The organism is Paracoccus sp. (in: a-proteobacteria), from assembly GCF_047973135.1.
Classification (GTDB): domain Bacteria; phylum Pseudomonadota; class Alphaproteobacteria; order Rhodobacterales; family Rhodobacteraceae; genus Paracoccus.
The window spans coordinates 1-13,361 of the sequence record NZ_JBKEBL010000308.1 but is presented as its reverse complement, the minus strand read 5'-3'; the positions used below and the strand labels follow the sequence as shown (position 1 = coordinate 13,361).

General features: G+C 64.1%; 15 protein-coding genes. 2 read left to right on the top strand and 13 right to left on the bottom strand.

Annotated elements, in window-relative coordinates:
• The 7 genes from ACK5L9_RS22350 to pobA all read right to left on the bottom strand — a co-directional run.
• Positions 1 to 770, bottom strand: a 770-nt coding sequence (locus tag ACK5L9_RS22350; RefSeq protein ID WP_416913664.1) for a lyase family protein, incomplete at its 3' end; no start/stop codon positions are given.
• On the bottom strand, positions 770 to 1,603 hold the full coding sequence (locus ACK5L9_RS22345) for a 3-keto-5-aminohexanoate cleavage protein (protein WP_416913663.1): 834 nt from the start codon (positions 1,601 to 1,603) through the stop codon (positions 770 to 772). The genes ACK5L9_RS22345 and ACK5L9_RS22350, both read right to left, overlap by 1 nt.
• A 9-nt stretch (positions 1,604 to 1,612) precedes the next feature.
• Positions 1,613 to 2,302, bottom strand: coding sequence for a protocatechuate 3,4-dioxygenase subunit alpha (locus ACK5L9_RS22340; protein ID WP_416913662.1), 690 nt, complete (start codon positions 2,300 to 2,302; stop codon positions 1,613 to 1,615).
• A 1-nt stretch (position 2,303) separates the two neighbouring features.
• Positions 2,304 to 3,026 (bottom strand): protocatechuate 3,4-dioxygenase subunit beta, encoded by a 723-nt coding sequence (pcaH, locus tag ACK5L9_RS22335; RefSeq protein ID WP_416913661.1) that lies wholly within the window; start codon positions 3,024 to 3,026, stop codon positions 2,304 to 2,306.
• Positions 3,023 to 3,424 carry a 4-carboxymuconolactone decarboxylase gene (gene pcaC / locus ACK5L9_RS22330; RefSeq protein WP_416913660.1) on the bottom strand — a complete coding sequence of 134 codons (402 nt, stop codon included), beginning with the start codon at positions 3,422 to 3,424 and terminating at the stop codon, positions 3,023 to 3,025. The genes pcaH and pcaC overlap by 4 nt, the downstream gene beginning before the upstream one ends.
• The gene (gene pcaD / locus ACK5L9_RS22325) at positions 3,417 to 4,205 is read right to left on the bottom strand and encodes a 3-oxoadipate enol-lactonase (protein WP_416913659.1); all 789 of its coding nucleotides are present in this window, start codon (positions 4,203 to 4,205) and stop codon (positions 3,417 to 3,419) included. The genes pcaC and pcaD overlap by 8 nt, the downstream gene beginning before the upstream one ends.
• The gene (gene pobA, locus ACK5L9_RS22320) at positions 4,205 to 5,374 is read right to left on the bottom strand and encodes a 4-hydroxybenzoate 3-monooxygenase (RefSeq protein ID WP_416913658.1); all 1,170 of its coding nucleotides are present in this window, start codon (positions 5,372 to 5,374) and stop codon (positions 4,205 to 4,207) included. The genes pcaD and pobA overlap by 1 nt, the downstream gene beginning before the upstream one ends.
• 91 nt (positions 5,375 to 5,465) lie before the next feature.
• Between pobA and pcaQ the strand changes: the two genes are divergently transcribed.
• Positions 5,466 to 6,380 (top strand): pca operon transcription factor PcaQ, encoded by a 915-nt coding sequence (gene pcaQ / locus ACK5L9_RS22315; RefSeq protein ID WP_416913657.1) that lies wholly within the window; start codon positions 5,466 to 5,468, stop codon positions 6,378 to 6,380.
• Between the two features lie 224 nt (positions 6,381 to 6,604).
• On the opposite strand, the gene ACK5L9_RS22310 is transcribed toward pcaQ, so the two are convergent.
• The 6 genes from ACK5L9_RS22310 to ACK5L9_RS22285 form a co-directional block, all read right to left on the bottom strand.
• A complete protein-coding gene (locus ACK5L9_RS22310) occupies positions 6,605 to 7,252 on the bottom strand; it encodes an ABC-type transport auxiliary lipoprotein family protein (RefSeq protein ID WP_416913656.1) in 648 nt (215 codons plus the stop codon).
• A 6-nt stretch (positions 7,253 to 7,258) separates the two neighbouring features.
• Positions 7,259 to 8,494 carry an MlaD family protein gene (locus tag ACK5L9_RS22305; protein ID WP_416913655.1) on the bottom strand — a complete coding sequence of 412 codons (1,236 nt, stop codon included), beginning with the start codon at positions 8,492 to 8,494 and terminating at the stop codon, positions 7,259 to 7,261.
• Between the two features lie 3 nt (positions 8,495 to 8,497).
• A complete protein-coding gene (locus ACK5L9_RS22300) occupies positions 8,498 to 9,277 on the bottom strand; it encodes an ABC transporter ATP-binding protein (RefSeq protein ID WP_416913654.1) in 780 nt (259 codons plus the stop codon).
• Complete coding sequence (locus ACK5L9_RS22295; protein ID WP_416913653.1) at positions 9,274 to 10,329, bottom strand: MlaE family ABC transporter permease; 1,056 nt, start codon at positions 10,327 to 10,329, stop codon at positions 9,274 to 9,276. Before ACK5L9_RS22295 ends, ACK5L9_RS22300 begins: the two co-directional genes overlap by 4 nt.
• A gap of 181 nt (positions 10,330 to 10,510) precedes the next feature.
• Positions 10,511 to 11,551, bottom strand: coding sequence for a tyrosine-type recombinase/integrase (locus tag ACK5L9_RS22290; protein WP_416913652.1), 1,041 nt, complete (start codon positions 11,549 to 11,551; stop codon positions 10,511 to 10,513).
• 61 nt (positions 11,552 to 11,612) lie between these two features.
• The gene (locus ACK5L9_RS22285; RefSeq protein WP_416913651.1) at positions 11,613 to 12,395 is read right to left on the bottom strand and encodes a hypothetical protein; all 783 of its coding nucleotides are present in this window, start codon (positions 12,393 to 12,395) and stop codon (positions 11,613 to 11,615) included.
• Between the two features lie 350 nt (positions 12,396 to 12,745).
• Here ACK5L9_RS22285 and ACK5L9_RS22280 point away from each other — a divergent pair.
• On the top strand, positions 12,746 to 13,361 hold a 616-nt coding region (locus ACK5L9_RS22280; RefSeq protein ID WP_416913650.1), incomplete at its 3' end, for an AAA family ATPase.

Below are 13,361 nucleotides of genomic sequence, written 5' to 3'. Positions count from 1 at the left end.
GCGGTCGCGCTGTGCGAGAAATACCAGCGCCCGGTGGCCAGCTTCGCGCAGGCGCGGCAGATGCTGGGCCTGCGGGCGGCCTGATGGTTTCTGGCCTGTTCGCGCGCCTTCTCGGCGATGCCGAGATGACGGCCCTGATGGGCGACGAGGCGGCGGTCCTTGCCATGCTGCGGGCCGAGCGCCGCCGATGTCCCCGCGGCCCCGTAAAGCGAGACATTCAGCAGGCGCGGCAGCAATTCGTCCAGCCGCTGCAACTGGCGACTCAGCGGCGCGCGCCAGATGGCAATCTTGGCACCAAGCGTTGTCGGCGCGGCAATCTGGAAGCGGGTATGCGCGGGGATTGGCAGATCGGCATATTCGCGGGCTTTCGCGGCCAACAGGTCGGCAAGCCCCGACAAACGCGAGCGCAGAAGCGCCAGCGCCTGCGACAGCTGGATCATCAGCCCGGTATCGACAATATCCTGAGAGGTCGCGCCGAAATGCACCCAGGCCGCATGATCGCCTGCCGCCGTCTTCAGCGCGCCGATTACCGGCTGCGCGGCGATACCGGCGCGGGCCACGCCTGCCGCCAGCCCCTCAGGCTCCGGCCTCAGGGTTTCGGCGGCTTTCGCAATCGCTGCCGCCGCATCCTTCGGGATGATCCCCAGCCTGCCCTGCGCGCGCGACAGCGCCGCCTCGGCCCTCAGCATGGCCGAAAGCGCCGCCTCGTCGCCCATCAGCGCCGCCATTTCGGCGTCGCCCAGAAGTCTCGCGAACAGGGCAGAGGCCATCAGGCAGCCCGAAGCCCGAGCATCTGGCGCGCCTGCACGAAGCTCGCGACCGGGCGCTCGTATTTTTCACAAAGCTCGACCGCACGCTTCACCAGGGCCGCGTTCGAGGGGGCCAGCCGGTCCTTGTCGAGACGGACGTTATCCTCCAGCCCGGTGCGGGCATGGCCACCCGAGGAGATCGCCCATTCGTTCAGCACGATCTGATTCGGCCCGATCCCGGCCGCGCACCATGCGGCATCCTTACCGAACAGCCGCTTCTCGGTGTGGTGATAGTAATCGAACACGTCGCGGTCGACCGGCATGGCGTTCTTCACGCCCATGACGAACTGCACGTAAGGTGTATCCTTGATCTTTCCCGCCTTGTGCATCGCCGCCGCCAGCAGGATGTGGGAAAGGTCGAATGCCTCGATTTCCGGCTTCACATCGTATTTCAGCATCTCGGATGCCAGCCACTCCACCAGGTCCGGCGGATTTTCGTAAACCCGGGTCGGGAAATTGTTCGACCCGACCGACAGGCTGGCCATGTCCGGCGCAAGGGGCAGCATGCCGCCCCTCGCATTCCCCGCACCCGAGCGTCCGCCCGTCGAAAGCTGCACGATCATGCCGGGGCAATGCTTTTCCAGCCCCTCCTTCAGCGCCGCGAAGCGCTCAGGGTCCGAGGTCGGCTTGCCCTCATCATCGCGCACATGGCAATGCGCGATGGATGCGCCGGCCTCAAAGGCCTCTTGCGTGGATTCGATCTGTTCCGCGATGGTGATCGGAACCGCCGGGTTGTTGTCCTTGGTCGGCAGGGATCCGGTGATCGCCACGCAGATGATGCAGGGTTGTGTCATGGCTTGCCCTCAGATGTCGAAAAAGACGGTTTCGCCGTCGCCCTGCAAACGGATGTCAAAGCGATAGACGGTCTTGCCGTCGCGTTCGGTCCGTCTGCCGATCAGGGTGGCGCGGCGGTTTTCCCATTCGATCATGTTCAGCACCGGATCGACGGCATTCGCCTCGGCCTCGTCGTCGAAATACATCCGGGTGTTCAGGCCTAGATTGATGCCGCGCGCGACGACCCACAGGTTCAGATGCGGGGCCATAGGGGCATGCGCCTCGTTCGCGCGGCCTTCCCAGTCGGGCTGCACGGCAACCTTGGCCGAGACGCCGGATTGCAGCTTGCGGCGCGGCATGACCTTGCCCGGCTTGACGGTGTCGAACCCCCATTCGCCGGTCTCGAAATTGGTGATCACCCGGCCCCAGCCGCGAAACCCGTCCTCGACCGGTCCGCCGCCTTCGGGATGGGCATAATGGCCGTCGGCATTGGCCTGCCAGACCTCAAGCAGCACGTCCTTGACCGGGCTGCCGGTGCCGTCGATCACCAGCCCCTCGACCCGGATCCGTTCGCCCGCAGCGTTCGGCCCGGCGATGTCCCAACCAAGTTCCTGACGATAGATGTCAAAGCCTGCGGCCCCCGGCGCAAGGCCGATATGGACATAGGGACCAGCGGTCTGCGAGGCAGTTTCGCGAAGATAGTTCAGCGTCTGTGGCATCTCAGTTCCCCTCCAGCCGGTTCTCGAACAGGGTCGAGCGGCGGCCCCTCAGGACAATGTCGAATTTATAGGCGATGGAATCCAGCGGGATCGTCGCGTTCAGGTCCAGTTTCGCAATCAATTGCTCGACAGCGTCGGCGTCGGGAATCGTCTTGACGATGGGGCAGAACGGGATCAGCGGGTCGCCCTCGAAATAAAGCTGCGTGATCAGCCGCTGGACAAAACCCGAGCCGAAAACCGACACATGGATATGCGCGGGCCGCCAGTTGTTGACCCAGTTGCGCCATGGATAGGCGCCCGGCTTGATCGTGCGGAAAAAGTAATAACCGTTCTCATCCGTCATCGTCCGCCCGCAACCGCCGAAATTCGGATCAATGGGGGCCAGATAGGTGTCCTTCTTGTGGCGATAACGACCGCCGGCATTGGCCTGCCAGATCTCGACCAGAGTGTTCGGCACCGGGCGGGCATTCTCGTCCAGCACGCGGCCATGGACGATGATCCGCTCGCCCACGGGGTCGCCTTCCTTGGCATAGTTCTTGATCAGATCGTTGTCGATCGGATCAATGTCGTTATGGCCGAAAACCGGGCCGGTAATCTCGCTGACGGAATTTTGCAAGGAAATCAGCGAAAAGCGCGGGCTGCGGGCCACCGATGTCTTGTAATCGGGGGTCAGCGCGGGCGGATGCAGGCGCCGGTCCCGCTGGTAATATTCGGCTGGTGTCATTGGCTACCCTCCTTGGCAGGATGTTGCGCGTCCATTTCTGCGTAGGTCTGTTTCGCCAGCTTCAGCGCGTGGTTTGCGCAGGGAACGCCGGCATAGATGGCGACATGCTGGAACGCCTCAAGCACGTCCTGACGCGAGGCCCCGGTGCGCACGGTGGCGCGGATATGCATCGGGATTTCCTCGAAATTCTTGGTCGCGGCCAGCAGGGCCAGCGTGATCATCGATCTTTCGCGGCGGCTGATGCCGTCGCCGGCCCAGACGGTGCCCCAGGCCGAATTGGTGATCAGATCCTGAAAGGGCAGGTCCAGATCGGACTTGGCGGCCTCGGCCCGGTCCACATGAGCATCGCCCAGAACCTCGCGTCGGACCTGCATGCCACGGGCATAACGATCAGACATGGCCCACCTCTTTCAGAAAACCATTGACGATTGCGGCATATTCCCCTGCGGCTTCGACGCAGGGCAGATGCCCTGCCCCGTCGATCAGGCTGAGCTTTGCACCGGGGATCAGATCGGCCGTGGCCTGCACGATGTCAGGCGGAGTCGCGCCATCGGCCGAGCCCGCGATCAGATGCACCGGCAGGCGCAGCGACGGGGCGGCATCGCGCAGGTCGGCGGCGGCGATGGCCTGACAGCAGGCAACGTAACCGTCCTGCGGCTGCCGTTCCAGCATTCGCTGCCAGGGCGCGGCCTTGCCCGCCTGACGGAAGGCGGGCGAGAACCAGCGTTCCATCGTGGCTGAACCGATGCTGACCAGACCGTTTGCACGGATCGCGGCAATCCGGTCGTTCCACATCTGCGCCTCGCCGATCCTTGCGGCGCTGTTGGAAATCACCAGCCCCTTCAGCAGATCGCCATGGCGCAGGGCCAGCGATTGCCCGATCAGCCCGCCGATGGACAGGCCCACGAAAACCACGTCGCGCAGCCCCAGATGCCGGATCAGCCCCGCCGCGTCATCGGCAAGCTGGTCAATGCCATAGGGGCCGGGCGTTTCCTGCGACAGCCCGTGCCCGCGCTTGTCATAGCGGACGATCCGCAAACCCGTGGGCAGATGCGGCAACAACGCATCCCACAGCCGGAAATCCGTTCCAAGCGAGTTCGAAAAAACCACCGCCGGACCATTTGCCGGCCCCTGATCCGCATAATGCAGATCGGCCCCGTTTACCTGAACTGTCAACATCAGTACGGCAACCCGACATAGTTTTCCGCAAAGGCCCTTTGCTGCGCCTCGTTATCGCGCAGAAAGCTGATATCGGCCTGCTGCATCTTCAGGTCGAACGGGCTTTGATCCGGGTAACGGTGCAAAAGCCCGCTGAACCACCAGCTAAAGCGTTCGGCCTTCCAGATGCGCAGCAGCGCCCTTTCGGAATAGCTGTCGATACCGTTGCTGTCCTTGTCCTCGTAATACTGGCGCAGCCCGTGATAAAGATAATGCACATCGCTGGCTGCGGTGTTCAACCCCTTGGCCCCGGTTGGCGGCACGATATGGGCGGCGTCGCCACACAGGAACAACCGGCCCCACCGCATCGGCTCGGTCACGAAAGACCGCAGGGGCGCGATGGATTTTTCGATCGATTCGCCAGTGACAAGCCTGTCGGCGACATCGGCGGGAACCCGGCGCTTCAGTTCTTCCCAAAAGGCAGCGTCGGTCCAGTCCTCGGGGTGATCGGACAGCGCGCACTGGATGTAATAACGCGACAAATTCTCGTTCCGCATCGAACACAGGGCAAAGCCCCGGTCCGAATTGGCATAGATCAGTTCCTCGCTGACCGGAGGCGTGCGGGACAGAATCCCCAGCCAGCCAAAGGGATAGGTCTTTTCATATTCGCGCCGCACTGTCAGGGGGATGGTCTGACGGCTGATGCCATGGAACCCGTCGCAACCGGCAACGAAATCGCAGTCGATGCGGAAATCCTTGCCCTCCTGGGTATAGGTCACAAAGGGCTTGTCGGTATCGGCGTCGTGGATGGTGACGTGATCGACATTAAATTCGGTGCGCGCGCCCACCGCGGCGCGGGCATCGTACAGATCCTGCGTCACCTCGGTCTGGCCATAGACCACCACCGGCTTGCCGGTCAGTTTCTTGAAATCTATATGAAACATGTCGCCGTTGAACGCGACCTGCGTGCCGTCATGTTCGAAACCCTCGGCATGCAGACGGCCCGCAACGCCCGCCTCTTCCATCAGCGCCACCAGACCGGTTTCCAGTACGCCCGCACGGATGCGACCCAGGACATAGTCCCTTGTCTTGCGCTCCAGCACGATGGCCTCGATGCCGCGCTTGTGCAGAAGCTGGCCCAACAACAGCCCTGACGGGCCACCGCCGATAATGACGACTTGTGTTCGCATGAGATCCTCCTCAACTTGAAGCGAATATTGCATGTGGAAATCGCGAAGTAAAATGAGATAATCGACTTTATACTTAGCGATTTGGGCAATCATGGACCGCCGCATCAAGATCCGCCATCTTCAGGCCCTGACCGAGATCGTCCGGCAGGGCAGCATGAAACGCGCCGCCGAACGCCTTTTCCTGACCCAGCCGGCCATCTCGCGCACGCTGGCCGAACTGGAAGATATCGTCGGCGCGGAATTGCTGATTCGCAACCGGGCAGGCGTTTCGCTGACCCCGCAGGGCGAGTTTTTCCATGGCTTTGCGGCGGCCAGCCTGTCGGCGCTGGAACACGGGCTTGCGGGCATCGACGAGGCCGGGCGCGAGGGCGCGATGCAGCTGCGCGTGGGTGCCCTGCCCTCGGTCGCGGCGCGGCTGATGCCCGAGGCGGTCGCCCGGCTTGCCGGGCTGGCCCCCGAGATGCGGCTGACCATCGCCGACGGCTCGCATGCGCAACTGACGGCAATGCTGCGGGCCGGTGATCTGGACGTCGTGATCGGGCGCATGGGCGCGCCCGAAACGATGCGTGGGCTGAGTTTCACCCAGCTTTATCTGGAGGAGGTCGCGGTCGTTGTTCGCCCGGGCCATCCAATCCTGGCCGACCCGGACTTGCGGCGCATCGGTGAATGGCGCGTCCTCTATCCCCCGCCCTGGGCGGCGATCCGCCCCTTCGTGGAACGCCTGCTGATGGCCGAAGGCATCCCCCGCCCGCCGCGCCGGATCGAAACCGTCTCGGGTGCCTTCGGCCGCGCTTTCCTGCCGGGCAGCGATGCGGTCTGGATCATCTCGGCCGGCGTGGTCGCGCGCGAGGTCGCCGATGGCCGTCTGGTCCGCCTGCCCGTTGCGACCGACCTGACCGAGGGCCCTGTCGGCCTGATGAACCGCGTCGGCACCCCCGACGATCCGGCATTGCAACTGTTTGCCCAAGCGGTGAACAAGGCGGTGTCGGGACTGGGGCTGTTCTGACCGGGCGTTGGGTCGGCAGGCGCGGGTCAATTCCGGGGACCGTTGGTGTAACACCGCCGCCGGATGATTTGCGTCCCGCGATGGCCGGGGGAGCTGTGCGCCCCCCGGACCCCCTGCAAAAGCCTGCGGCCGAGCGTCAGGATGTTGGCCGGCGTTGCCCCGTCGAAACATGGCATGCTGCGGCCCGCCCCCCCCTGTCCGCCCGCCCGGCGACTGTCCACAGATCAGCGGCAGCGTTCGGCGTTGGCACCCACGCCGCCAAGCGCCCAGGCGGTCATCTGGGCGATCAGTTCCTGCGCCGCCGCATCGAAGGCGGGAACCAGATCGGCAGTCCGGGTGCTGGCGGCCTGTGCGGTGGTGCGGAAATTTCCGCGGCGGATCACAGTTGCGCTCAGCTCGTCGACAAGCTGGGCATCGACGGACAGGCGGATCAGCGCGCCCTTGCCATCCGTGTCACCGCCGACTTCGGCGTTGAAATCGTAGATCTCGCTGATCAGGGCGTAGTCGCCCCCAAGGCCAAGCGGTTCGCGCCCGACATGGGTAAAGACGTCATAGCGTTGCAGCGCCTCGACCAGCAGGCCCTGCAGCATGACCGGCACCGGATCGCCCCAGATGGCATCGGGCAGGTATTCGGTCTGCAGCGCCGAGGGGCGGACCATGATCCGCGCCGTGTCCAGCGTGCCGCGCGCCTTGGGCGTTTCGACCACCAGTTCGGCCACCCTGCCCCGCCCGCATTGCCCGCCCCCCGGCGGCGCGCGCAGTTCAAAGACATCGCGGTTCGGTTCCCCCTCCAGCGCAGAGAGAACCGAGCAGCCGGGCAGCAGCAAAGACAGGGCAAGCGGGAATACGGCAAGGCGTGGTGTCATCATCATCGGTCCTCAGCGTCGAAATTCCGGGGTGGGCGGCCCGCGCAGGATCTGGGCGGGGTCGCGTTTCAGGCGGGTGACAAGCTGGCTGATATTGCCGGTCAGGCCGCGCAGATCCTGCCCAAGCCGCGTATATTGTGGCAGCCCCTCGCGGGTGAAAGCCTCGACCGGGGCGCGCGACCGGGCAAGAATGTCGCGCAGGTCGTCAAAGGCAGCGGCGGCCGAGGTCGCGGCGTCGCGGAACCCGGCGGTGATTTGCGGCAGGTCGTCGGGCAGACTGGCCAGCGTGGCACTGGCCCTGGCCAGCGTATCGCGCAATTCGGCGAAAACCGGACCCAGTTCGCCGATCGCCTGATGCCCGGCTTCTAGTGTGGCGGTGGCGCTGTCCAGCGTGGTGTCCAGCTTGCCCAGACTGACCCCGGCCTTGCCGCCCAGGCGTTCCGCCTCGGTCCGCAGGCCCGCCGATGTCTGCCGCAGATCCTGCGTCAGCGGGGTCAGATCCTGCGCCACATAGCCGTTAACCGTCGCAAGCGTCTTTTGCGCCTCATCCGAGGCCCCGGCAAAGCTGTTCAGCGCGGTCTCGGCCGAGCCGCTGATCGCATCCAGCCGCTTGCCGAATTCTGCGAAATCCGTCGCCGCCGAGGCCACGGCATCGGTGGCACGGGACAGATCGGCAAGGGTGGCGTCCAGATTGGACGACGCATTGTCCACATTTTTCAGGATATTCGCGACACGGGCCTGATTGTCATCGCCCAGCATGTGATTCAGCCGCTCGGCCATCAGGTTCAGGCGGGCCAGCAGTTCGGGCGCCTCTTGACCAAGGGTTTGCAGGGGCGACTGGCTGGACTGGATCACCGGGTCGCCTTCGGTCGTGATCTCGGTCAGCAGCGGCGAGGACTGGCTGCCCGGCGTGATCAGCACGGTCGAGATGCCGGTGACGGCCGAGGTATCGACCGAGGCCCGCGAATCACTGCGCACCGGGGTGCCTTGCGTCAGTTCCAGCCGCACGCGGACGACCCCCTGTTCGTCGTGAGACAGCCGCAGATCCACGACCTTGCCGACGCCAAGCCCGGCAAAGGACACCTGCGAAGATACGGACAGGCCCGACACCTCGTTGAAATAGACGTCGTAATAATCGAACTGGCGGTTCACCTCCAGCCGGGCGAACCACATCAGAAAGCCCAGGATTCCGAGAAACCCGGCAAGGGTAAAGGCCCCGATCAACACGTAATTTGCCCTGGTTTCCATAAACTAATTGTCCTTGCGATGGGCTGTCATGGCGGCATGTGCGCGCGGACCGTGAAAATATTCATGCACCCAAGGATGATCCAACCGGCGCAGTTCTTCTATGGTTCCCGTGGCCAGCACGCGCTTTTCCGCCAGTACCGCGATCCGGTCGCAACAGGCATTCAGCGTGTCCAGATCATGCGTGACCAGAAACACCGACAGGTTCAGCGCGTTGCGCAGGCCCACGATCAGCCGGTCAAAGGCATCCGCGCCGATGGGGTCCAGCCCGGCAGTGGGTTCGTCCAGAAACACGATTTCGGGATCCAGCGCCAGCGCGCGCGCCAGCCCTGCCCTCTTGCGCATGCCGCCCGACAGATCCGAGGGGTATTTGTCATTCGCATTTTCGGGCAGCCCCGCCATGGCGACCTTCAGCCGGGCCAGTTCCTGCCGTTCGGCATCGGGCAGGTCGGGCACGGCGCGCAGCGGCACCTCGACATTCTCGCGCACGGTCAGGGCGGAAAACAGCGCGCCATCCTGAAACATCACCCCCCAGCGGCGCTCGACCGCCTCGCGTTCGGGGCCGCTGAGATGGCTGATCTCTTTGCCGAACACCCGGATTTCCCCGGCGCGGGGACGGATCAGTCCGACGATGCTGCGCAAAAGGACCGACTTGCCGGTGCCCGACCCGCCGACCACGCCCAGAATCTCGCCACGCCGGATGTCCAGATCAAGCTGGTCATGGACGACGTGATCGCCGAACTGGTTGCGCAATCCACGCACCTCGATCAGGGTGTCGCCGTTCACCAGCCGACCTCCAGGAAAAAGATCGAGAACAGCGCATCGGCGATGATCACCGCGAAGATCGCATTCACAACTGCGGTCGAGGTCATCCGGCCAAGCGATTCCGCGTCCTTGCCGACATGCATGCCCGCATGGCAGCCAATCACGCCGATAATCACGGCAAAAACCGGGGCCTTGACCAGCCCGACCGCGACCGTCCCTGCCCCGGTATCGGCCAGCCGTGTCAGAAACAGCCGCGGCGAGATTCCAAGCTCGATCCAGGCCATCAGCCCACCGCCGACCAGACCGGCAAAGTCGGCCAGCAGTCCAAGGATCGGCAGCGTCACCACCAGCGCCAGAATGCGCGGCAGCACCAGAACCAGATCGGGATCCATCCCCAGCGTGCGCATGGCGTCCACCTCTTCGCGCATCTTCATCGACCCGATAGAGGCCGTCAGCGCCGAAGCCGTGCGCCCCGCCACGATGATCGCGGTCAGCAGGATGCCCAGTTCGCGCAGGATCGAAATGGCGATCAGGTCCACCACGAAAATCTCGGCCCCGAAACGCTGCAATTGCATCGCGCCCTGAAAGGCAAGCACCACGCCGATCAGGAAGGACATGATCATCACCACCGGAACCGCGCGCAGCCCGGTTTCCTGACAGTGATGCACAAGCGAGGTCATGCGAAATTCCGAGGGATGCCGGATCGCGCGCAGCAAGGCAGCAAGAAAGCGGCCAAGGTACTCGGTCAGTTCGCGATAGAATGTGATCGCAGTCACGACACGGCGACCGGTCAGTTCCAACGCATGCTTCCAGCCGGACTGGCGGGCGGGCGCGGGTTCGGGCGGGGCCATCGAGGCGCTGACGGTTTCGACCAGTGCGGCATGCGCATCGGAAAGCCCCTCAAGCGCGGTGCCTGCCTGACGGCGGCGGGCCAGATACCACGCGCCCGAGGTATCCAGTAGCTGCAACCCCGACAGATCCAGCCGCGCACCATCGCTGCCCGACAACTGCGGAAGGGTCCAGATGACCAGTGCGCCGTCAAGGCACAGCAGATCGCCCTCGTGCCGCTGCACCAGTTGCGCGGCTTCCGGATCGTCCTCTGCGCGCGCCTGTGTCAGAGCATTACCCCGAATTTTCTGATGAACCCGTCACGTCAAACAATGTCATCCCCGACTGCGGACCCGAGGGAATCAGCCGGAAACTAGTCCATGACCATCCGTTTGGCTAGGGCGGCACGACCCCCGTGCCCCGCCGTCAGTCACCCAGCAGGTTCGTCGCCGGGTTTTCGGTGATCTCGACATCGGCGTAATATTGCTGGGCCTGATTGGCGTTTCGGTGCAACGATAACTGCATCGCGGCGGGCAGTGGCGCACCATCCAGCGCCGCCTGCGTCAAAAAGCCCGAGCGCAGACCGTGCGGGCTGGCAAAGTCGCCGGGATAGCCCGCCAGTTCCAGCCGGTGCCGCACGATGGTGCGAAACCCGTCCGGCGTCAGACGCCGTGGCAGCGGGCGGTCGGCCAGACTGACCGGACGGAACAGCGGGCCATCCTTGATCCGCGCGGCCGCGATCCAGGCCATCACCGCCCGCGCCGCGCGCCCCTTCAGCGGCAGGCGCGGCGCATTGTCCCTGCCGGTGGTCTTGGTCGTCAGCAGCCGGATACGCAGGATGCCGGTATCACCAAATTCCCGGTCATCTATATCGTCACGGTTCAGCCCGACGATTTCGGACCTCCGCCGCCCGCCAGAGCCCCAGCCCAGCATCAAGGCCGCCCGATCGCGCATGCCGCGATGGCTGTGATCACAGGTCTTCAGCATTGCCTCCAGCACGTCGCGGGTGATCGGATGTTCGGATTTTCGGGCGCGGGGCCGGGCCGCCGCACGCCGCGCCCTGCCCCGCGCCTGACGGATCAGCGGCGCGTCGAAGGGGCTGGTCAGATTCTTCATGCGGTGAAACGCCCGCCACGAGGCGATGCGCCGGTCCAGCGTCGCGGGCGAAGGGCATTCCAGACTGCGCCTGATCCCCGCCGCGATCAGCGCATCGGCAACGTCGCGCGCAGGGGTGCCTTCGGCGCTGGTCAGGTCAGCGGCGTGATCAAGGATAAAGCGCAGCGCGACCGATTCCTGTTCGGGCCACAGCAATGGCGCGTCAAAGGCCGCAGCCTTCCAGGCGGTAATATAGACCAGATCGCGTTCCCACGCCCGCAACGTGTTTTCAGGCGTGCCACGGCGATAAAGCTCTGACAGGGCCTCTTCTTCGGATTTGGACAGGGTGATGGGGGCAACGGGCAAATTCATGATGAAATCCTAATGTTGGCCCCCGCATCGCGTCAAGAGTCGCGATAAGATTGCCCCTCCCCTATCCGCCAGCCTCGATGCGGACCTGCGTAACTGACGGATCGGCCCGCCGCACCGCCGTCGTGACCCGCGCCAACATATGGGTGCGGATATAGGTGGCATGAAACCGGGACGAAGCCATCAGCCGCAGACAGCCCTGCTCGACCCCGCAATCGGCAAGCCCGGCGAACCAGGCATCGAACATCGCGGGATCTTCGGCGGCAAGCCGGTCGCGCGCCACCGCCCAGACCCCCTCGCCCGCAGGCACGGCAATCCTGCGGAAGGGAACGACCTTCGGGTCGTGATCCGCAGCAGGCAGGCCGGCCCCGCCAACCCGTGCCACGAAATCGCTGCCGATATGTTCCCATTCAGCGCGTGTATCCAGCATGATCCGTTCAAGCCCCAGCCCCAGAACCGAGACCCTGCCCCGCGCGCCCTGCCGCTTGACCTCGATCCAGCCAAGATTGCGCAGCCGCGCCATATCGCGCTTGACCGTCCGTTCATCGACACACCACAGGCGCGCGATCTCTCGCTGGCCCATGGTCAGCTCGTTCCGCTGCCAGTTGTAGCGGGTGGTGATCACCGCCATAAGTCTCAGGACCAGCCGTTGAAGGTTCTGGTCGCCCGCCAGCGCATGGGCCATCATTGCCGACAGAATGTCATATTTCTTTGCCGCCGCCTCTCGACCGACGGGCCGCATTACCTGCATCGCTGTCCTGCCTGCCGGAAAAACCCGGCTGTCCTTGAATTCTGCCTCGGGCGACGGGACGGTCTTTTCGCCATCCGCAACGTATTTCGCCATCATGCCAGCATTAGCGTCCTGAATCCCGATTCTGTCAAGCGATTTAGTCCGTTGCGTCTTGTTCCAAACCGATCACGAATGAAAAATCGGTATCATTGGTATTGGGGGACGCGCAGCGTGACCCCCAATAGGCCGCAAATGTCCCCCTATTGGCTGTGGCGGGGCGCTGCGTGTCCCCTGTTTGTTGTGCGCAACGCGCGGGCCAGCAACGCGCGCAGCAGACCCGATTCGCGCAACGAAGGCGGGCTTTGCGAAATTTTCGCGATCAGTAAACTTCGGTTTTGTCAAAAGCGCAAATCCGGCGTAAAAGCGGAAACAGCAGTAATCAACGTCCTTGGAAATACAGGCATCACATGTATACCCACGAAGACCTTGCCCGCCTTCAGGCGCAATCGCTGAAGATGCAGGGCTGGATCCGCCGCCAGACCTTCAGCCCCGAACATGAAAAGACCCTGCGCCGGTTTTCAAGCTGGGAGGTGGCTGAACTGATCTTTTGCATCAATCAGTCCACCTTTCGCGGCAAGCTGGCCGCCGACCCGAACCTTCCCCTCGGGGAAGTTGAAGAGGATGGCCGCCAGCGCTGGTTCAGCCTGGACGAGATCAATGAACTGCGTCGCCGGGTGCGCATCGGAAAACGCTCGCTCATGCCGCCCCGCCCGGCCGGCAAACGGGCATTTCGTGCCGCGATTGCCAATTTCACGGGCGGTGCGGGGAAATCGACCGTGGCGCTGCATTTCGCGCATGCCGCCGCGCTGGACGGGTATCGCGTGCTGGTCGTCGATTTCGACCCGCAGGCCACGCTAAGCCATTACTTGTGCCTGAGTGATGTTGTCGATGAACAGAACGTCTGTGGGTTCATGGAGCGCGATATTGCACGAGATACGGTCCGTTTTACTGCAGCGTCCTCGGGTTCTGAACGCGGAACCGCCATGCCCCATCGCAAGCTGCCCGCCTCGATTCGCGACATGG